Source organism: Alloalcanivorax xenomutans (genome assembly GCF_900217905.1).
In the GTDB taxonomy this organism is placed as follows: Bacteria; Pseudomonadota; Gammaproteobacteria; order Pseudomonadales; family Alcanivoracaceae; genus Alloalcanivorax; species Alloalcanivorax xenomutans.
Map to the genome: position 1 here is coordinate 32462 of NZ_OBMO01000025.1, position 20707 is coordinate 53168.

General features: G+C 61.0%; 18 protein-coding genes and 1 tRNA gene. 2 read left to right on the forward strand and 17 right to left on the reverse strand.

What is annotated here, in order from left to right; translation table 11 throughout:
• Nucleotides 1-6: 6 nt before the first annotated feature.
• The 15 genes from CRO06_RS17545 to CRO06_RS17615 form a co-directional block, all read right to left on the reverse strand.
• On the reverse strand, nucleotides 7-1008 hold the full coding sequence (locus CRO06_RS17545; RefSeq protein WP_097059013.1) for an ABC transporter permease: 1002 nt from the start codon (nucleotides 1006-1008) through the stop codon (nucleotides 7-9).
• Between the two features lie 16 nt (nucleotides 1009-1024).
• Complete coding sequence (locus CRO06_RS17550) at nucleotides 1025-2353, reverse strand: CmpA/NrtA family ABC transporter substrate-binding protein (protein ID WP_425319674.1); 1329 nt, start codon at nucleotides 2351-2353, stop codon at nucleotides 1025-1027.
• A 503-nt stretch (nucleotides 2354-2856) separates the two neighbouring features.
• A complete protein-coding gene (locus CRO06_RS17555; RefSeq protein ID WP_097059015.1) occupies nucleotides 2857-3858 on the reverse strand; it encodes a DUF5924 family protein in 1002 nt (333 codons plus the stop codon).
• 48 nt (nucleotides 3859-3906) lie between these two features.
• A complete protein-coding gene (locus CRO06_RS17560) occupies nucleotides 3907-5205 on the reverse strand; it encodes a sodium ion-translocating decarboxylase subunit beta (protein WP_097059016.1) in 1299 nt (432 codons plus the stop codon).
• Nucleotides 5206-5208: 3 nt separating this feature from the next.
• Nucleotides 5209-6987 carry a sodium-extruding oxaloacetate decarboxylase subunit alpha gene (gene oadA, locus CRO06_RS17565; protein WP_097059017.1) on the reverse strand — a complete coding sequence of 593 codons (1779 nt, stop codon included), beginning with the start codon at nucleotides 6985-6987 and terminating at the stop codon, nucleotides 5209-5211.
• A 17-nt stretch (nucleotides 6988-7004) separates the two neighbouring features.
• On the reverse strand, nucleotides 7005-7250 hold the full coding sequence (locus CRO06_RS17570; protein ID WP_014993914.1) for an OadG family protein: 246 nt from the start codon (nucleotides 7248-7250) through the stop codon (nucleotides 7005-7007).
• Nucleotides 7251-7812: 562 nt separating this feature from the next.
• A tRNA-Arg gene (locus tag CRO06_RS17575) sits at nucleotides 7813-7889 on the reverse strand.
• A gap of 95 nt (nucleotides 7890-7984) precedes the next feature.
• Nucleotides 7985-8464: a bacterioferritin gene (gene bfr, locus CRO06_RS17580; protein WP_022997596.1), complete on the reverse strand. Its 480-nt coding sequence runs from the start codon at nucleotides 8462-8464 to the stop codon at nucleotides 7985-7987.
• 141 nt (nucleotides 8465-8605) lie between these two features.
• A complete protein-coding gene (locus CRO06_RS17585) occupies nucleotides 8606-8842 on the reverse strand; it encodes a bacterioferritin-associated ferredoxin (protein WP_080530697.1) in 237 nt (78 codons plus the stop codon).
• Nucleotides 8843-9117: 275 nt separating this feature from the next.
• Entirely contained in the window at nucleotides 9118-9822 is a 705-nt protein-coding gene (locus tag CRO06_RS17590; protein ID WP_022997597.1) for a hypothetical protein, read from the reverse strand.
• Between the two features lie 981 nt (nucleotides 9823-10803).
• Nucleotides 10804-11460, reverse strand: a complete 657-nt coding sequence (gene adk / locus CRO06_RS17595) for an adenylate kinase (protein WP_022996752.1) — start codon at nucleotides 11458-11460, stop codon at nucleotides 10804-10806.
• Between the two features lie 288 nt (nucleotides 11461-11748).
• On the reverse strand, nucleotides 11749-12777 hold the full coding sequence (locus CRO06_RS17600; protein WP_097059018.1) for a tetratricopeptide repeat protein: 1029 nt from the start codon (nucleotides 12775-12777) through the stop codon (nucleotides 11749-11751).
• Complete coding sequence (locus CRO06_RS17605; protein ID WP_022996750.1) at nucleotides 12774-13178, reverse strand: cytochrome c-type biogenesis protein; 405 nt, start codon at nucleotides 13176-13178, stop codon at nucleotides 12774-12776. Before CRO06_RS17605 ends, CRO06_RS17600 begins: the two co-directional genes overlap by 4 nt.
• Nucleotides 13178-13756 carry a DsbE family thiol:disulfide interchange protein gene (locus CRO06_RS17610; RefSeq protein WP_022996749.1) on the reverse strand — a complete coding sequence of 193 codons (579 nt, stop codon included), beginning with the start codon at nucleotides 13754-13756 and terminating at the stop codon, nucleotides 13178-13180. The genes CRO06_RS17605 and CRO06_RS17610 overlap by 1 nt, the downstream gene beginning before the upstream one ends.
• Nucleotides 13743-15698: a heme lyase CcmF/NrfE family subunit gene (locus CRO06_RS17615; protein WP_022996748.1), complete on the reverse strand. Its 1956-nt coding sequence runs from the start codon at nucleotides 15696-15698 to the stop codon at nucleotides 13743-13745. Before CRO06_RS17615 ends, CRO06_RS17610 begins: the two co-directional genes overlap by 14 nt.
• Nucleotides 15699-16262: 564 nt before the next feature.
• Here CRO06_RS17615 and fabA point away from each other — a divergent pair.
• Nucleotides 16263-16832: a 3-hydroxyacyl-[acyl-carrier-protein] dehydratase FabA gene (fabA, locus tag CRO06_RS17620; protein WP_051414282.1), complete on the forward strand. Its 570-nt coding sequence runs from the start codon at nucleotides 16263-16265 to the stop codon at nucleotides 16830-16832.
• A gap of 8 nt (nucleotides 16833-16840) precedes the next feature.
• Complete coding sequence (fabB, locus tag CRO06_RS17625) at nucleotides 16841-18058, forward strand: beta-ketoacyl-ACP synthase I (protein ID WP_026948961.1); 1218 nt, start codon at nucleotides 16841-16843, stop codon at nucleotides 18056-18058.
• Nucleotides 18059-18169: 111 nt separating this feature from the next.
• Here the strand turns inward: fabB and CRO06_RS17630 are convergent, their stop codons facing one another.
• Together CRO06_RS17630 and CRO06_RS17635 are read right to left on the reverse strand one after the other, a co-directional pair.
• Entirely contained in the window at nucleotides 18170-19252 is a 1083-nt protein-coding gene (locus CRO06_RS17630) for a porin (protein WP_022996745.1), read from the reverse strand.
• 301 nt (nucleotides 19253-19553) lie between these two features.
• A complete protein-coding gene (locus tag CRO06_RS17635) occupies nucleotides 19554-20558 on the reverse strand; it encodes a porin (RefSeq protein ID WP_022996744.1) in 1005 nt (334 codons plus the stop codon).
• Between the last annotated feature and the right edge of the window lie 149 nt (nucleotides 20559-20707).

Sequence of the window (20707 nt, forward strand, 5' to 3'; positions counted from 1 at the left end):
ATCCCCCTAGCGCTGCGCGGCGCTCTTGTCCCATACCAGAAACCGTTGCAGCGCCAGCATCAACCGGTCCAGCAGAAAACCGATCAACCCGATCACCAGCACCGCCACCATGATGCGGCCCAGTGACTGGGAGCTGCCGTTCTGGAATTCATCCCAGACGAACTTTCCGAGGCCCGGATTCTGCGCCAGCATTTCCGCGGCGATCAGCACCATCCAGGCGATTCCCAGACTCAATCGCAGGCCGGTGAACATCATCGGCAGCGCCGAGGGCAACACAATGCGGCGCACATGCTCGAAAGCATTAAGACGCAACACCCGCGACACATTGGTCAGATCGCTGCTCACCGAGGTCACGCCCACCGCGGTGTTCAGCAAGGTGGGCCATAAACAACACAGCGTGACGGTGAACATGGAAGTGAGAAACGACTTGGCCAGCCAGGGATCACTGCTGGTGTACACGGCACTGACCACCATGGTCACCAGCGGCAGCCAGGCCAGCGGCGATACCGGTTTGAAAATCTGGATCAGCGGATTCACCGCCGCGTGCACGCCGGCGCTCAGGCCGACCACGATGCCCAGCGGTATGGCCAGCGCCGAGGCCAGCAGAAAGCCACTCATCACGGTAATCAGACTGGTTCCGACCTGATCGAAGAAGGTGGGCGCGCCGGTATAGTCCCGGCGCACCGGTTGCCAGTCCGGTTGCAGCGCCAGGCGCGTCTCGATGTATTTTTCCTGACGCTCATGGAAGGCCGCTTCCCGCTGCCGCCCTTCACGATGCTCCTGGTAGAGCGCCTGGGCTTGCTCCCATACGGTGGCGGGGCCGGGAAACTGCCCCAGCGATGTTTGAATGTTCTGCGCCGCCCAATGCCATAACAGCAGGAACAGCGCTATACCCAGAAGCGGCCATACCAGTTGCCGCAACACGGCCTGTTGTTGTGCCGGCCCGGCCTTGCCGCGCATCAGATCAAGATAAGGCGCCAGCCAGCCCGGTAGCGTCATCGTCGCCATGGTTCCTCCTCGCCGCTCAAAGGCGGTCGCCGTCCTTCAAACCGATGGGAAATTGTTTCAGATAGGCGTTCGGGTACCGGCCGTCATAGGTGATGCCGTCGATGAACTCGCTTTGCGGCGGCTTGAAGCCGTCTTCGCTGTCGAAGTCGGGAAAATCGGAAGTGCTCATCTTGCCTTCATCGATCAGGGCCTTGGCGGCAGCGGCATAGACATCGGGCCGATACACTTCTTTCGCCGTTTGCAGATACCAACTGTCCGGTTTGCTTTCGCTGATTTGCCCCCAGCGGCGCATTTGCGTCAGATACCAGATGGCATCGGAGTAGTACGGATAGGTGGCGTTGTGGCGGAAGAACACATTGAAGTCCGGCACCGGTCTGATATCGCCCTTTTCATACTCGAAGGTGCCGGTCATGGAATTGGCGATCACTTCCTCGTCGGCGCCCACATAGTTGGGGCGGGCCAGGATTTTCACCGCCTCGGCGCGATTGGCGTTGTCATTCTCGTCCAGCCACTTGGCGGCGCGAATCAACGCCTTGACCACGCGGATATGGGTGTTGGGGTATTTATCCGCCCACGTCTTGCTGACCCCGAACACCTTTTCCGGATTGTTTTTCCAGATTTCGTAGTCGGTGATCACCGGTACGCCGATGCCCTTGAACACCGCCTGCTGATTCCAGGGTTCGCCGACGCAATAGCCGTGAATGGTGCCTGCCTCCAGAGTCGCCGGCATTTGCGGCGGCGGCGTTACCGACAGCAGCACATCGGCCCGTAACTGGCCACTGGTATCGCCTTTGTGCGGCGCATAGAAGCCCGGATTCAAGCCGCCCGCGGCGAGCCAGTAACGCAACTCGTAGTTGTGGGTGGAAACCGGAAACACCATGCCCATGCGAAACGTCTTGCCGTCCTTGCGATAGGCTTCCACCACCGGTTTCAGAGCGTCCGCCTTGATCGGATGCAGCGGCTTGCCGTCCTGCTCGGGAATGGACGTTTTCATCGCTTCCCAGACCTCGTTGGAGACGGTGATGCCGTTACCGTTCAGATCCATGCTGAACGCGGTGATGATATGAGCCTGGGTGCCATAGCCAATAGTGGCGCCCAGCGGCTGCCCGGCCAGCATGTGGGCGCCGTCCAGTTGCCCGTCGATGACCCGGTCCAGCAGCACTTTCCAGTTGGCCTGGGCTTCCAGCGTCACGAACAGCCCTTCTTCCTCGAAGTAGCCTTTCTCGTAGGCCACCGCCAGTGGCGCCATGTCGGTCAATTTTATGAAGCCGAATTTCAGTTCCGCCTTCTCCGGCCAGCCCACGGTCTCGGCCAGGGCCGGCATCGCCACCAGCCCCATCAGCATCGCCAGCCGGCGGCACCACCGTTGAATTCCCATCATGCGTCACACCCCTTCCGTACTTCGAATTGCCCGACCTTAAAAATGGACGGTGGCCATAAAAAAAGCGCCCGAGAACGATCGGCGGATACCACCGAACGTTCTTGAGCGCCTTTGCTCGTGATCGCGCCACCGCCATTGGTGGCACTCTCACTGGTTTGTCATTCCGGGCTAGACAGGAGCAAACCCTGTGCCAAAAGGGAAAAACCTTTCAGCTCAGCCAGTTAGCAGGGCAAGGGGGAAAAACCGGAGAACACGGACGTAACCAAAACAGGGAAGACGCACCAATTCGGCGCCGATTCGGCGTGCCGATTCAGGGCAGGATTCTCCGACAGGCTGGGCCCGAAGCCGATTCGCGGGCTTTGGAGACATAAACTTGCACGGTATTCGCTGCCAAGGCAGCTTCCCACAGCGGCTCCGTAATCCCCCTCTGTGGGAAGCTGCCTTGGCAGCGAAGAGGCCTGCCGGTATCAGGGCGTCACATCGAAACGCAGAACGCCAATCACCTGCCCTCTGCCGGTCCGCACTTCCACTCGCCAGCGGCCTTCGGCGTGATCCGGGAAATGCCGTTTGTGGGACCAGGTGCGATAGCCTTCCTGGCGGCCGCCGGTGAGTTCCAGGCCGATCCGGTCCACCAGTTGGCCATCGTGGTACCAGTAATGATCGACCGGCTGCCCCAGTCCCAGCGGGGCGCGGATCGCGGTATAGGCGAACAGCCCACCGCTCAGCTCGGAGGCATCGAAGCGGGTACCGGTCACCAGCGGTTCGCGGCGCTCGCGATTGAGCGTCAACGCCATGGTCCGGTGTTCCAATGACAGGGTCAGAGGCGGCACCAGCCGGGCTCCCCACAGCGGGACGCTGGCGATCACCACCGAGAACAACACCAGTGCCACCCAGCGATACACCGGGCGCGGCCCACCCACGCGCCAGAAGCTGGGCAGCGCGACCAGGGCGGTGAGAATGGCGGCGCCATCCAGGGCCAGGTTGGTGGGCACCTTGACGATCAGAGGCAATAACACCAGCAACGCCACGAACAGTGCCCAGGCGTGGTAGCCAAAATACAGCGCCCGGTGCGCCGCCAGCCGGAAATACAGGGGATCGACGATACTGACCAGCGCGCTGGTCACCACCAGCCCCGTGAACAGCACATAGGCGGCGCCGCCGGACCATTGCAGCAGAATGAACGGCAGCGTGAAGAAGAAGGCTTCCTGGTGCACCCCCTGGAGCATCAGTTTCAACGCCCCCTGGGACAGCTTCTGCATGGCCGGGCCGCGTAAAAACCGCGACCACAGCCCCTCGGTGAGCAGCGCCAGCCAGGTGGTGACCAGGATCACCGTCAGCACCGTGGCCAGCCAGGGTTTGCGTTCCACCAGGAAATAGCTGCTCAGACCGAGCAGAAAGCTGCCCACCGCCCACAGGTAGCGCAGGCGGTGAAAGCGGAGCATCAGGGCATCAAGCCATGTGGAGTTCATCATCACCCGGAGTGGTTATAGGGGTGCCCCAGGATACCGATACCGATGTCAGCCCACCATGTTCAGCAGCACACCGGCGGCCACCGCCGAACCGATGACGCCGGCCACATTGGGCCCCATGGCATGCATCAACAGGTGGTTGTGCGGATTGGCTTCCAGCCCCACCCGGTTGGCCACCCGCGCCGCCATGGGGACCGCGGAGACCCCGGCGGCGCCGATGATCGGGTTCACCGGCACTTTGCCAACGGCGTTCATCAAACGGGCCATCAGCACACCGGAGGCGGTGCCGATCACGAAAGCCGCCAACCCCAGCAGCAAAATGCCCAGGGTCTCCAACACCAGAAAGCTTTCGGCGCTGAGCTTGGCGCCCACCGCCAGCCCCAGCAGGATGGTCACCGTGTTGATCAGGGCGTTGCTGGTGGTGTCCACCAGCCGGCTGACCACCCCGGCCTCGCGCATCAGGTTGCCGAAGCAGAACATGCCCAACAGCGGCGCCGCGTCCGGCAACAACAAGGCCACCAGGATCAGTAGCAACATCGGGAACAGAATTTTTTCCAGGCGCCCCACCGGACGCAGTTGCTCCATGCGGATTTCCCGCTCCTTGCGGGTAGTGAGCAGGCGGATCACCGGTGGCTGGATCAACGGCACCAAGGCCATATAGGAATAGGCGGCCACGGCGATGGCGCCAAGCAGATCCGGCGCCAGGCGGGCGGTGACGTAGATACTGGTGGGGCCGTCGGCGCCACCGATAATACCGATACTGGCGGCATCGGCGAGAGAGAAGTCCATGCCCACCGCGTTCAGCGCCAAGGCACCAAGCAGCGCGGCGAATATGCCGAACTGGGCGGCGGCGCCGAGCAACAGGGTGCGCGGATTGGCCAGCAAAGGACCGAAGTCGGTCATGGCGCCAACGCCCATGAAAATCAGTAGCGGGAACACGCCGGTGGTGAGGCCGACGGTATAAATCAAATACAGCAGACCGTCGCTGAAATTGGCATCGGTAGCCAGGTTGTGCAGTTGCGCCTGCAAAGCCGGCGCCGCCTGGTGATAAGCCCGCATCAAGGCTTCCACACCCGCCGCCGGGTCAACGCCAAGCGCGGAAGCCATCTGCGCCAGCAAGGCGCTGTCACCGAAGTGCAGCGCCTGGCTCACCGCCGACTCCGCCAACCCGGCCACTGGAATATTGGCGAGAATACCGCCGAAGCCGATCGGCACCAGCAGCAGCGGTTCGAAATTCTTGCGGATGGCCAGGTACAACAACACCAGACCCACCCCGATCATCACCGCCTGTCCCCAGGTCAGGTGATACAGGCCGGTGCTGTGCCAGAGACTGAGCAAGGCTTCCATGGATCAGTCTCCTATGACCAGCAGGACGTCGCCCACCGCCACCGCGTCGCCGCTTTTGACGCGGACCTCCTGAACCGTGCCGGCACGATGGGCGGACACATCGGTCTCCATTTTCATCGCTTCCAGCACCAGGACTTTCTGTCCCTGTTCGATTTTTTGTCCGGGTTTGACCAGCACCTCGAAGATGTTACCGGCCAGCGGGGCACTCAGTGGTTCTCCGGCGCCACCGCCCTGGGAGGACGATGCGGCGGCCGGCGCCTGAACACCATTCTCGGACAACGGTCGGATGCCCTCGACATCACCGCCATCCGCCACCGACACCACATAGCTCTGCCCTTCCACGGTAACGGTATAGACCCCCTCGCCTTTGCCATCGCCGTCTTCTTCCGGCGCCGGTTCAAAGGCCGCCGCATTGCCACGGTTGGCCAGAAATTTGAGCCCCACCTGAGGAAACAGCGCATAGGTAAGCACATCGTCCAGACGTTGCTCGCCCTGTGCCAGCGACACATTCTGCTGTTGCGCTTTGTGTTCCAGTTCCTGTTGCAACCGTGGTAGTTCGGACTCCAACAGATCCGCCGGACGGCAGGTCACCGGCTCGTCCCCTTCCAGTGCCCGTGCCTGCAATTCCGCGTTGAACGCCGCCGGCGCCAGGCCGTATTCGCCGCGCAGCACGCCACGGGTTTCCTTGCTCAAGGCCTTGTAGCGCTCGCCGGCAAGCACGTTCAGCACCGCCTGGGTGCCGACAATCTGCGAAGTGGGGGTCACCAGCGGAATGTAGCCCAGGTCCTTGCGCACTCGCGGGATTTCTTCCAGCACCTCATCGAAGCGGTCCTCCGCGTTCTGCTCACGCAGCTGGCTTTCCATATTGGTGAGCATGCCGCCGGGCACCTGTGCCACCAGAATGCGTGAGTCGACACCACGCAGGCTGCCTTCGAAGCGGGCGTACTTGAGCCGCACCTGGCGAAAATAAGCGGCGATGTCTTCCAGACGTTTCAGATCCAGTCCGGTGTCCCGTTCCGTTCCCTGCAGCATGGCCACCACGGTTTCGGTAGGGCTGTGTCCGTAGGTCATCGACATGGAGGAAATCGCCGTGTCCACGTTGTCGATGCCGGCTTCCGCCGCTTTCAGCGCGGTGGCGGTGGACAGTCCGGTGGTGGCATGACAATGCAGGTGTACCGGTATGGACAAGTCCGCCTTGAGACGCTTCACCAACTCATAGGCGACATTGGGGGTCAATAACCCGGCCATATCCTTGATCGCCACCGAATCAGCGCCCATGGCTTCGATCCGTTTGCCCTGCTCCACCCACACCTCCAGGGTGTGCACCGGGCTGACCGTGTAAGCGATGGTGCCCTGGGCGTGCCCGCCCTGCTTGATCACCGCCGCCACCGCGCGCTCGATATTGCGCATGTCGTTCATGGCATCAAAGATACGGAACACGTCCACGCCGTTTTTCACCGCGCGCTCGACAAAGGCGTCCACCACGTCATCGCCGTAGTGGCGGTAGCCGAGCAGATTCTGCCCGCGCAGCAGCATTTGCTGCGGCGTGTTCGGCATGGCCTTTTTCAGTTCCCGAATGCGCTCCCAGGGATCTTCCCCAAGGTAACGGATGCAGGCGTCGAAAGTGGCGCCGCCCCAGGATTCCAGAGACCAATAACCGATCTGGTCGAGCTTCTCCGCGATGGGCAGCATGTCATCCAGACGCAGGCGCGTGGCCAGCAAGGACTGATGGGCGTCGCGCAGGACGACATCGGTGATGCGCAGGGGTTGGGTCGCGGTCATGGGAGGTTCCGATCGGCTCAGGGGCGGGTAGCCCGATGTTGTCGAATGGCGGCCTGAATCGCGGCCAGAACTTGTGGAGACGGTTGTTCGGCGGAGCAAGCCGGGTTGTCCGTAGCGGCGGGCGGCGCCGTGGCAGCCGGCGCGAATCGGTTAATCAGCGCGGCCATGGTCACCATCACACCCACCAGAATCAGCAGGAAGGTCATCACCACTCCCATACCGAGCAGCATCAACTCCAGACCCTGGGACAGTAATGCGGTCATCAGGCGCTCCCCCTGTAGGATTCAGCGTCGGGCCTTGACGGCCTCGTCATATTTCAGCCGCCTTTTGGGCAGCGAAAGCCAACTCTTGTGCGGCGCAATGTAGCGGCATTGTCGACAACAGGCAAGATGGCGGATTGGACGATTTTTTCTGCTAAAGGTCGGAAACGCAGTGTTAACAGGGCTTCGAGGTGTTCAGGGGAAAAGTTCTTAGCTGTGGATATTGGGAAGTTGTCGACATTCAGGCGCAGGGAGAGGATTCGCTGATCCGATGAGAAAGTGCCGGGCTGGTCGAACCGGGGGGTTCTGCTGAATAACTCCCACAGTACGATACAAACAAAAGCGGCTCCCTAAGCGGTAGCAAGCTCGGCGGGACTGGAAAGCGATGGTGCGGGGAGGATAGGCTCGCCGCCTTTGGCGGCTCGGGGCTGCGCCCCGTCATCGCTTGCGATGACGCCCTGCGCCCGGCAAGCCGGGCTGGTCGAACCGGGGGGTTCTGCTGAATAACTCCCGCAGTACGATACAAACAAAAACGGCTCCCTAAAGGGAGCCGCTTTTGTTTGTATGGCGCGCTGGGGAGGATTCGAACCCCCGACCTTCTGGTTCGTAGCCAGATGCTCTATCCAACTGAGCTACCAGCGCTTTAACTGTCTCCAGAGCGTGTCGCCCTGAGAGGCTGCGCATTATTCCCAAAGCCCTTTTGAGAGTCAAGGGAAGAGCGGCTAAAAGTTGCGCGATCAGTCTTCCGCGGTTTCCATTTGTTTCTGCAGGTAGTTTTCCAGACCCACCTTCTCGATCAGACCCAGCTGCGTTTCCAGCCAGTCAATATGTTCTTCCTCGCTTTCCAGGATACGGCGGAACAGATCCCGGCTGACGTAATCCTGCACCGACTCACAATAGGCCATGGCTTCACGCAGATCCGGTACCGCCAGGTGCTCCAATTTGAGGTCGCAGGAAAGCATTTCCTTGGTGTTTTCACCAATCATCAACTTGCCCAGATCCTGCAGGTTCGGCACCCCTTCCAGGAACAAAATGCGCTCGATGAGCCAGTCCGCGTGCTTCATCTCATCGATGGACTCGTGGTACTCCTTCTCATACAGAGCATGAAGTCCCCAATCCTTGTACATTTTGGCGTGCAGAAAATACTGGTTAATCGCAATCAGCTCATTACCCAGCGCCCGGTTCAGGTGCTCGATAACCTTCTTGTCGCCTTTCATGGGTGGTCTCCGTGCCGGTATTTGGGGTGCCAATATTGTTCAGCAATAGCCCGGCACGGGCAAGGGATATCGGAAAAAATTCCAATAAATACAAGTAGTTATACAAATGAGAATCAGTCTTTGCCGACCTTGCTCATGGGATCAAGCCGGCTGCGGCCAATATTGCACCGCAACCGACTGATCGGAGGAAACAGAGACGGAGGTCGCCGCTACCGCGCTACGGGTATCACGCAGTACCTGACGGGCGTGGCGGGCACATTTGGCACACTGACTGCCAACCCCAAGTTCCCGACGAAGATCACGCAGGCTGTCGCAACCATTCATGGCCGCTTCCCGTATATGACCGTCAGTGATGCCGTTGCAGAGACAAACGTACATGCCACACCTACTCCTCAATCTCTGGAAAGCAGGTTAACCCTAATGCGAATTATTATCAACACGTTTCTTTGATCTAATTATTGCACAGGAATAGTGCGGAAAAGGAACGGGAAGCCCCTCTGGCTTCAAGGGCATGTTGACGCGATCCAGGTCGGTCTTTGCCGTCCGCTCGCTCCGGCCCCGGTGACTGCCGGCTCCGGAACGAAAGAGAGATCAGGCTCGGAAAGGAGCTCCGGTCCCCGCCATGGAGACGGGGCCGGAGTGATCGAAGGGACCTAGCTTGCGCTGCCAGTGGCGGCCTTCTTGCGGGCCGGAGCACGACGAGCGGCTTTCTTGCGCGCCGGAGTCTTACGGGTCGCGCTCTTGCGGGTCGCTGCCTTTTTGGTTTTGGCCCGGGTCGTGGTCTTCTTACGCGCAGTGGTTTTCTTGGCGGTGCTCTTGCGAGCCGCGCGCTTCGCTTTTTGCTCTGCTTTCTTCTGCTCGGCCTTCTCTTTCTTGGCCAGCTTGCGCTGATATTCACGCAGCTTGCTGGTCAGATTCCGCTGAGCAGTACGCAGCTTTTTATTCTCGCGAGTCACCACTTTTTTAGCCGCCTGGATTTCCGCGCGAATCAGTTTCGCTTCACCGCGCAGGTCCTGCAGCTTCAAACGTTGGGTGTTGAGTTTGCCACGAGCGGTTTCGACGGCACGCTTGGCGGCGGCGGTAGCTTTTCCTTTCGCCTTGTCGCGCTTGGCGGCCAGATCAGTGCGGAGCTTGGCCAGCTTGCCGTTCTCCGTATCCACTTTTTTCTTCTGGCGATCCAGTTTGGCCTGCGCCTGGGCAACTTTCTTCTCTGCCTGGCCGACCGCTTTTTCCTGCAGTTTGGCTTTCGCTTCCGCGTTGCTTACGGACTTCGGAACCGCCGGTGCTTTGCTGGCGGTAGCGGCCTTTTTACGGGTCGCTGTTTTCTTCCGCGCTGCGGCTTTCTTTGCTTGTGCCATGATCGATCTCCTAATCCTATGACGTCACTTACTTCGACAATCGGAAAATAGCATAAAAAAAAATCACTTGGTACATTATTTAATCAGATCGATGCGCGACCGCGTAAAAAGAAAACAAAAGAAGATTTCCATCGCTCTTCAGCGGCGGAAGAGACGCTCGCCCTTCTCACTCCGCCGTGACCGGCAATAACGAAAAGAATCTTCGTTAGCGGATCGAACAACACGCCATCCGTATTCCATTTCCCGCCGGATTGTTGAATGGCGACACACCTCCACTCTCGCCACTTTGCTTTACCGAACGCAACGAAGTGTTACCACCGGTGGCACTAAGAGCCTGTTTACCATTTCATCGCCGGCGCGATGGAGAATAGATCGCAAACAGGCTCTCAGGGGCGAGTAAGCGGAAAAAAGGAAACCAACATCCCTACCGGAATCACCGTGATGCCGGCATGGGAAAGGGACTCCTCCACGGAACAGGGGGCATTAAAAAGGCTTATCGCGGTTTAGAGGGAAACGGTATTACCCTCCATCAAGGACAGCGGAGCCGGCAGGCATGAGTGCCCTTCCTGTCACTGCTGTCCCGCTGGGCCAGGGAGATATAAATTGTTTGGCCGCTACGAAGCCGCTGTGGGAGCTGATCCGGGCGGCGGGCCGCTGCAAGCGAATCTTGGGCCCGGAAGTCCATTCGCCCGCAGGCAAGCTCCCACAGCGGCTTCGTAGTCCTTTCCGTGTCAGCGGTCGGCGTTGCTGGAGCCCGGAACGCGGTAGTTCACTCCCAGCAGGTCTGCACGGAGACATCCACCACCTCTATTCCGCAATGAGCCATAAAAATCGTCGGGAACGATTTTTTGACGTCGCTCTAGCGACGGCCCGAAGGGGGCCGCCATGTGGACGGCGGGCGGGCATAATAAGGCGGGCATAAAAAAAGGAGCCGTATGGCTCCTTTTTCAACCTCTTATGAATGAGGTTCGCGGGTGTGTATTACTTGCCCAGCGCTTTGAAGATGCTGTCCCGGATGCTTTCCACCGAGCCGACACCGGGCACGCGCACATAGGCCGGCGCCTTGCCAGCATCGCTCTTGGCCAGATCCTGATAGAAATCCACCAGCGGGCGGGTTTGCGCCTGATACACTTCCAGACGCTTGCGCACGGTGTCTTCCTTATCGTCGTCACGCTGCACCAGTTCCTCACCGGTAACATCGTCCTTACCCTCTTCCTTGGGCGGATTGTGAGTGACGTGGTATACCCGGCCGGAGCCCGGATGCACCCGCCGACCGCTCAGGCGATCGATGATCTCCTGATCATCCACATCGATCTCCACCACATAGTCGATGTCGATCCCCGCATCCACCAGCGCCTGGGCCTGCGGAATAGTGCGTGGGAAGCCATCGAACAGGAACCCGTTGGCGCAATCATCCTCGGCGATGCGTTCCTTGACCAGGCCGACAATGATGTCGTCGGAAACCAGGCCACCGGCGTCCATGACTTTTTTTGCTTCGAGGCCGAGTGGCGTGCCGGCCTTGACGGCGGCGCGCAGCATATCCCCGGTGGAGATTTGGGGAATGGAAAAAGCGTCCTTTATGAACTGCGCCTGAGTGCCCTTGCCTGCACCGGGCGCGCCAAGCAGGATGACACGCATAGGAATCTCCCTTCTTACCGCGAATGGGCGCCGAAAAGCGGCGCCCTTAATAAGGTGTCGAAAAAGCCAGACCGTGGCTTCTTCAAGCCCCTCTTCGCGGTCTGTTTCGCCAAGAGGAACGTGGAAAATCAACCGCTTGCGGCGTTTGATTGCGCTGACGCCCCGATGGAGACGCCAGTCCAGACCGCACTTTAACGGCCTCTCAAAGGTCGGGAACTTTACCGTGCGGGTCAGCGGCGTACAAGGGCGACCTTTGTACAGGCCGCTTCCGACCAAAGGCTTGAGCGGCTACTGCCCCAGTGTCAACTCCGCCTGCAAGGGCGAGCCGCGCAGCGGTTCCGGCGCCACCCTGAGCCCGGCCTCGTCGACGCTGGAACCCGGCGCCGGGGTATAGCGGGCACCGGCGCGCAAATCGGAAAGGTCCGCCGGATAAGACTGCAGCCAATCCTCGCGACGCAAAACCACGGTGGCCGGGAACCGCTCCACCAGCACACGACGGGCCGCCAACGGCTGCCCCCCCTGCTCGCCCTGGCGCAGGAACACGAACAAGGTGCCACCGGCGGCCACGTCGGCGGCATTGACGGTGATACGCAGATCATCCAGTTGCCGCGCTTTGGCCAATTGCCGTTCGGTATTGGCCTTGCCCTGCCGCAGCAGGTCACCGGCTTCGCCCTCGCCATGGCGGGCGAGCAACGCCTGCCAGGACCGCAGCGCCAGTTCATAACGATGGGCGCGGCTGGCGGCCATGGCTTGCAGCATCCAGGCGCCGTCGTGCTGCGGATAGGCCTCCAGCACTTTCTGGATTTCCGCTTCGGCGGCGTCGGTGAGACGGCCTTCGTTGGCTTGAATCAGTGACCGTGCCAACAGCAAACGGGCGGCATCGTTGTCGGGTTCGAGGAACAGTGCCCGCCGCGCCGCTTCCTCGGCCTGGGCCGGGGCACCCAATTGATCGTAAAGCAGGCCCAGGGCGTACCAGCCGTCCATGGTCTGATGCTCACGGACCACTTCGGATTGCAGCACCCGGGCGAAGGCGGCGGCACTCAGGTTGTCATTGTCGATTTCCGGCGGTTGCCCCTGGATCACACGGCGGGCGGCGTCGCTCAGTTCACGTCGGTCGCTCAGCCACTGGGCGGTTTCCGGATGATAGCCCAGGGTCAGATAGCCCAGCCCGCCCAGCACCACCACCAGCAGCGGCAGCGCCAGGCCGGACCAGGAAGCACGGTCGCCGTCACGGCGGGTTTCCCGCCGCCATAACAGAAACACGGACAGCAAGGCGATCAGCAGGACGGCACCGAGCACCGCAAGCAGGAAGGTCATTGCTCGTCATCCTCCACCCGGCGGCTGGCCCGCCGGATCAATATCACGATGGCACCGCCGCCCAGCAACAGCAGTATCGCCGGCCCCAGCCACAGCACCAGTGTCTGGGCGTTCACCGGCGGCCGGTAACTGACGAAGTCGCCATAGCGGTCAACGAAATAGTCGACGATGGCCTGGTCGTCATGCCCTTCCCGGATCATTCGCGCCACCCGCTCGCGCATGTCCTGGGCAATCCCGGCATCGGAATCGGCGATGCTCTGGTTCTGGCACTTGGGGCAGCGCAATTCCTCGGTCAGCACGCGGAAACGGGTTTCCTGTTCTTCCGTGTCGAATTGGTAAACGTCAATGGCGGCCAGGGCGCCCTGCCCCAGCACCGTCAACAAGAGCAACAACAGACGCATTACTGTTCTCCCCCACTCCCGGCCTGGTCGAGAACGGGCTGGAATTTTTCTTCCCAGACCCGCTCGTTCAGATCGCCGGCGTGCCGCAATACCACCCGCCCTTCGGGATTCAACAGGAACGTTTCCGGTGCGCCGTAAACGCCCAGGTCGAGCCCCAACTGACCGTCCTGGTCCACCACCACTTCGCTGTAGGGGTTGCCCAGATTGGCCAGATAGTCCCGCGCCGCGTCGGTCTCGTCCTTGTAGTTGAGTCCGATGATGGGAATCCCCCGGGCCGCCAGTTGCAGCAGATAGGGGTGCTCCACGTAGCAGGTCGGGCACCAGGTGGCCCAGACGTTCAGCAACTTCCAGTTCTGATCCCGCAGGGAAGCCGGTGTGATGGTCCGTTCACCTAATAAGGAAGGCAGTTGGAACGCCGGTAACGGCTTGCCCACCAATTCCGAGGGCAGCTCTTCCGGGTTACGGCCCAGGCCACTGGCCAGCAACACCGCCAGGGCCACGAACGCCACCAACGGCAGGAACACCCACAGACTGACGCCGCGCTGATGGCGCGGCTTACCACGATCAAGCCTGTTCACGAGCCACTCCTCCCATGGGTTTGCGATAACGCCGGTCGGACAGTGCCAAGGCACCACCGAGCGCCATGACCAGGGCGCCCAGCCAGATCCAGCGCACCATCGGTTTGTGATAGATGCGTACCGCCCAGGCGTCATCACCCAGGGGCTCGCCCAGCGCCACATAAAGATCACGCATCAGCCGGCCGTCGATGGCCGCCTCCGTCATCACCTGGCCGGAGGCCCGATAGGTGCGTTTTTCGGGGTTCATTTCGGTCACCGGACGGCCGTCCCGGCTGACCAGAAAGTGGCCTTTCTGGGACTGATAATTCGGCCCCTGTGGATCACTGAGGCTTTCGAATTCGAAACGGTAGCCACCCACTTCCGCCACATCCCCGGGGCGCATGCGAACATCCCGCTCGGTCTCATGGAAGCTGACCACGGTGACGCCGGCCACCAGGACCGCCAGCCCGCAATGGGCCACGACCATGCCTATATAGGAACGGGTCAGTTTACGCAGCCCGGCGAACAGGCCCTGGTTGTAGGCCAGAGCCCGGCGCACCACATCATCCAGATGGGCAAGTACCAGGAACAGAGCCAGAATCAATGCCAGGGTACCGGGCCAGGGCGTCGCGCCGGGCAACCGCGCGCCCAGCCAGCCGCCGATCAGGGCCGCCGGCGCCAGCCACAGCAGACGGCGCACCAGTGGCTTGCCGGCCTGGCGCTTCCAATTGCTCATCATGCCGGGGACCAGCAGCAGGATCAGCAGCAAGGTCAACGGTACGAAGAAGGCGTTGAAGTAAGGGCTGCGGATCGACACCTTGATGTCCATGGCCTCGCCCAGCAGCGGGAACAAGGTGCCCATCAGCACCACGAAAGTGGCGGCCAGCAGCACCAGATTGTTGCCCAGCAGGAAGCTTTCACGGGACATGGCCTTGAAGCCGCCCTGCCCGGACAACCGGCCGGCGCGCAGGGCGAACAGAGTCAGCGCGCCACCGGCCACCACCACCAGGAAAGCGAGAATGAAGGCACCGCGGCTGGGGTCATTGGCGAAGGCATGGACCGAGGTGAGTACCCCGGAGCGCACCAGGAAAGTGCCAAGCAGACTCAGCGAAAAGGTGACGATCGCCAGCAATACGGTCCAGGCGCGGAACAGGTTGCGTTTCTCGCTCACCGCCAGGGAATGGATCAGCGCGGTCCCGGCCAGCCAGGGCATCAGCGAGGCGTTTTCCACCGGGTCCCAGAACCACCAGCCGCCCCAGCCCAGTTCGTAATAGGCCCACCAGGATCCCAGCGCGATACCAACGGTAAGGAAACACCAGGCCACCGTGGTCCAGGGACGGGCCCAACGCGCCCAGGCCGGGTCCAGATTGCCTTCCAGCAAGCCGGCGACGGCGAAACCGAACGCCACGGCGAAGCCCACGTAGCCCATGTACAGCATCGGCGGATGGACGATCAGGCCGGGGTCCTGCAGCAGCGGATTAAGATCGGCACCGTCGATGACGAACCAGGGCAGAGCCCGGTCGAAAGGGTTGGAGGTAAACAGCATGAAAGCCAGGAAGCCCACCGCGATCATGCCCATCACCGACAGCACCCGCACCACCATGGGCAACGGCACGCTGCGGCTCAGCAGCCCGACCAGCGCGGTCCAGCCCGCCAGCATCCAGCCCCACAACAACAGCGACCCTTCATGGCCGCCCCAGATCGCCGACAGGCGGTAGCCAAGCGGTAATTCGGAATTGCTGTGGTTGGCCACATAGGTGATGGAGAAATCGTTGATATAAAAGCTGTAACCCAGCGCCACGATAGCCGCGGTCATGGCCATCCACTGCAGCCAGGCCAGCGGCCGCGCATAGCGCTGCCAGGCCAATACGCCACGGTGAACGCCGATCAGAGGAAAGATCGCCAGGACCAGGGATGCCGCCAACGCCACCCACAGGGAAAGATGTCCGATTTCCGCCGCCACCAGTTACCTCCTGAGACACGCCTGGGAAGGATCGGCCCGACCGGCCATCCGGGAGCCAACGGCCGCGCGCTCTGTTGTTGTTTCACGTTGCCGTTTCACGGCATCGAGGGGATTCGATGGCCGCGCCGCCCCAGGGTTCCCTGAAATCGGCCCCCTTGCCCTGTCACGGATCATTCTTTCGGCTGATCCGGTGATTGGGTCCGGGTCGGTCAGTCCCACGACCGAATGTCCGAAGATGACACCTTGAGACGACGGGGTCCTGCCCCACAATAGATTAGACTGGCGGCCGGCCTCGCGGAGGCCCGCGGCCGCCGGCGCATGATCGGCACAACGCCGCCGCAATGCAAGCCCGGCGCCCGGCGCGGCGGGCCGCCAGGAGCGGCGATGCTGGACATATTTTGAGACGCTTACGTCCGTCCCGGTCATTTCGGGTCTGCTAGTATGGTGACTCTGCATGGCAAAATGTCTTAATTCTGCAGTCAAACAGTCATCGGGCATCCATATACTCGCTCAACAACATACTAGCTCAACAATAATGGACGCCGGTCTTTATCCCCCGCTGGGATGCCATTGCCGAATTGGCCTGTGTGGAGAGTCAAAGATTTGAGTAACGCTAACGTAGAAAGACAATCATCCTATCAGCGCGACGAACTGCTCGCCTGCGCCCATGGCGAACTGTTCGGCCCGGGCAACGCCCGCCTGCCGCTGCCCAACATGTTGATGGTCGACCGCATCACCCGCATTGCCGAGACCGGCGGTGCCCATGATCGCGGTGAGGTGGTCGCCGAACTGGATATCCACCCGGATATGTGGTTCTTCCAATGTCACTTCGAAACCGATCCGGTGATGCCCGGCTGTCTCGGCCTCGACGCCACCTGGCAGTTACTCGGTTTCTACCTGGGCTGGCTCGGCCACCCCGGTCGCGGCCGCGCCCTCGGTGTGGGTCAGGTCAAATTCTCCGGCCAGGTGCTGCCCACCGCCAAGAAACTGACCTACCAGATCAATATCAAGCGGGTCATCGCCCGCAAACTGACCATGGGCCTCGCCGATGCGGTGGTGTCCGTGGACGGTAAACCCATTTACCAGGCCGACGACCTGCGTGTGGGCCTGTTCACCTCGACGGAAGGTTTCTAGGAGTCATTATGCGACGCGTCGTTATTACCGGCATGGGCATCGTTTCCTGTTTGGGCAACGATACCGATACCGTCTCTCTTGCGCTGCGCGAAGGACGCTCCGGCATCCGTTTCAAGGAGGAATATCAGGCTCAGGGCATGCGCAGCCAGATCGCCGGCAGCCCCGACATTGATCTGGAAGCGCTGATCGACCGCAAAAGCCGCCGCTTCATGGGCGATGCCGCGGCCTACGCCTATGTGGCCATGCAACAGGCCATCGCCGATTCCGGCCTGGAAGACAACCAGGTCAGCAACGAGCGCACCGGTCTGATCGCCGGCTCCGGCGGCCACTCTTCCCAGAATCAGGTGGAAGCGGCGGACATTGCCCGCTCCCGCGGCGTCAAACGCATCGGTCCTTACATGGTGCCGCGCGTGATGGCGTCCACGGTCTCCGCCTGTCTGGCCACGCCGTTCAAGATCAAGGGCCTCAACTACTCCATCACTTCCGCTTGCGCCACCAGCGCCCACTGTATCGGCAATGCCGTGGAGCAAATCCAGATGGGCAAGCAGGATGTGGTGTTCGCCGGCGGTGGCGAGGAAGAGCACTGGACCCTGAGCTGCCTGTTCGACGCCATGGGCGCGCTTTCCACCAAGTACAACGACACTCCGGCAACCGCATCACGGGCCTATGACGCCAGCCGCGACGGCTTCGTCATCGCCGGCGGCGGCGGCATGGTGGTGTTGGAGGAACTGGAGCACGCCAAGGCTCGCGGCGCCCGTATCTACGCGGAAGTGGTGGGCTACGGCGCCACCAGCGACGGCTACGACATGGTCGCGCCCAGCGGCGAAGGCGCGGCGCGCTGCATGCGTCAGGCCCTGTCCACGGTGGAAGGCCCGGTGGATTACATCAACGCCCACGGCACCAGCACTCCGGTGGGGGATGTGGCGGAGTTGAAGGCGATCCGCGAAGTATTCGGCGGCGGCACCGTGCCGAGCATCAGCTCCACCAAGAGCCTGACCGGCCACAGCCTGGGCGCCACCGGCGTACAGGAAGCCATCTACTGTCTGCTGATGATGCGCGACGGCTTCACCGCCGCTTCCGCCAACATCCAGGAGCTGGATGAGCAGGCCGCTGGCCTGCCGATCCTTACCGAACGGCTGGAGCGCGCCCCGGATCTGGCGATCAGCAACAGCTTCGGTTTCGGTGGCACCAACGCCACCCTGGCATTGCAACGCTGGCAGGGCTGATCGGAACCAGCACGATCAAAAAACGGCCCCATCAAGGGGCCGTTTTTTTTGTAACCGGACACCTCTGATTCATATCCTTGAGGTCGCGCACCAGCGGCCCACGGACCTCAATCAGAACTTGTGCGCCAGCCCCACTGACACCAACCCGCCTTTACCGTCGTCATAACCGGCGGCGTCATCGTCCACGTCCGCATCGGACACTGACAGCAGCGTATAGGCCGTGGTCTGGGCGCCCAGCTTGTAATCCGCGCCGACGGTGCCGGTGGTCAGGGTGTAGCCCAGATCGTCACTGTCGAAGCGGCCCCCCTGTGCCTTCAGGGTCAGGCGCGGGCTCATGGCCAGACCGGCGCTGAGCAGGTAGGAAGTGCCGTCGAGACGGCTGGCGCCGGGATAGTCCGGATCCAGACGCAGTTCTTCAACGATCGCGCCCAGGGACAGGTTACCTACCCGCATCCCCAAGGCCCCGCGCAGCACATCCCGGTCCGCGGGCACATTCAGGCTCACCGGTGCCGGCAGCGCTCTTTCGGTATAGCCGTGCTCGTAAGCCAAGGCGGCGTAAAGGGCATCGCTATTCCAGGTGGCGGACAGCGCGTAAATATCGGCCAGGCCGTCCTTGGTCTCGTCGTATGGCGGCGTGCCCAGTTCATCCTGTTCGCCCGGCGCGAGCTGGGCTTTCAGTACCAGGTTGCCCAGGTTCGGGCTGACCCAGTTCAGGGTATTGCTGTTGCGATATTGGCTGGTGAACACCGTCTGCATGTCAGCGGCGGTGTTGTTGAACTGATCCAGCTTGCCTTCCGCCTGTTTGACCAGGCTGTCATAACGACCGGCGAAAACCCGCCCCCAGGGCGTTGCCAGACCAATGTAGCTGTTGCGGGTGCTGAACGTGCGACTGCTGCTGCCGTCCACATCGTAACCGGCTTCGAACTGGTAAATCAGTGACAATCCACCCACATCCAAGGGCACTTCATCACGCACACCCAGATAGGAGTTATAGGCTTCCACGAACCAGCCGTCGCGTAACGGTGAATCGCCCTCGTCCATGTCATCCAGTGCCGAAGCCAGAGTCCGGCTCGGATAGTCATCGGTGCCTTCCAGTGCGATATCGATGCGGCCATAAAACTGCGGCGCGGCCAGCGCCGAGGCCGGCAGAAAAACCAGCAATGCCGGAATGAGTCCGCGATGTACGGTGTTCATGATCCCTACTCCCTCACATGAAAAATGGGAGCACACTATATGACGATTTAATGACAGGACCAATGAGAGGGGTCAAAGAACCGTATCGCGGTCCGTGGATCGCTGCTGTCCCACAGCGGCTCCGTGGCTTCCTCCGTGGGAAACTGCCTGGCAGCGAATAGGGTGTGAGCTCATAGCCGCAAGGCGGCACGGGCGGGCCAAGGGTTTGGCGTGTAAGCGTCAAATAAAAAAAAGCCCGCCAGGAAGGCGGGCAAGGCTGTCACTTGCTTCGAGGAAACTTCAGGACGTGAGTCCGTATTCTTTAGAACTTGTGCTCCATGCCCACACCGAAGGTGGTGTCGTCACGGTCTTCACCGGCATCCGGTTCCAGGGACACTTGGGAGAAGTAGGCGTAGACCTTGGAGGCCTTGGCCAGTTTGTAGTCGGCGCCAACCGCCATCAGAGTGGCTTCGTCGTCAGTCTGATCGCCCTGGGTCATGCCGTACTGGGCTTTCAGCTTCCAGCGGTCGATTTTGTAGGCACCGCTGACCAGGAAGGACTGGTCTTCGCCGTCGGCTTCGGATTCTTCGGCGATCTGGTACAGAGCGCCCAGTTCCACATTACCCGGCTTCAGCATCACCGCGGCGCGGGTGATGTCCAGAGTGGTACCGGTGGTGCCATCAACAACCAGCTCGTCTTCGATATCAGCATCGTGGGACAGGGCGCCGTAGAAGATGCCCTTTTCAGCGATGATCGCGATGGAGTAGGAATCCGCCAGATCGTTTTCTTCCTGGCCGTCGCCGTCCAGGTCTTCGCCTTCACCCGGGATGAAAGCACCGTGGATGGTGACCATGTCACCGAGAGTCGGGGTGCTGTACTGAACGATGTTTCCGGCGCGGTTTTCACCGGCCATGATGTTTTTGATATCGCCTTGCAGATCGTTGAACTGATCCACTTTACCCTGGGCAACCTTGGTCGGGGTGTCGAACTTACCGGCTTTCAGCACACCGAAGTCGCCGGCCAGACCACCGAAGATATTACGCTGGCTGAACTCGTCATCATCGCCGTCAACGGAGATTTGGTATTCCGCCTGGTAGATCGCCTTCAGACCAGCGAAGTCCAGATCGAAGTCGCCTTTGATACCAACACGGGAAGCGTTGCTGTTCAGGGACCAGTCGTCGTCCACACTTCCGGACTGACCGATTTCATTTTCCTGGTTTTCCAGTGAAATGTTCACTTTACCGTAGACGGTAGGACCGTCCGCCAGGGCCAGGCCAGGCAGAGCGACGGCCGCCCCCACAGCGATCGCGAGCAAATTCTTTTTCATCGCAGCATCTCCTATCAATCAGGCAAGTTAAAAACAGCACGGAAGACGTCGAGCGGAAGCCGCGCGAACATCCTGGTTGCTTGGGGGCGGAGTATGGGGAGAGCGAATGACGGAAAAGTTGCTTTTATGTGAAGTTTTTATTTCACAGT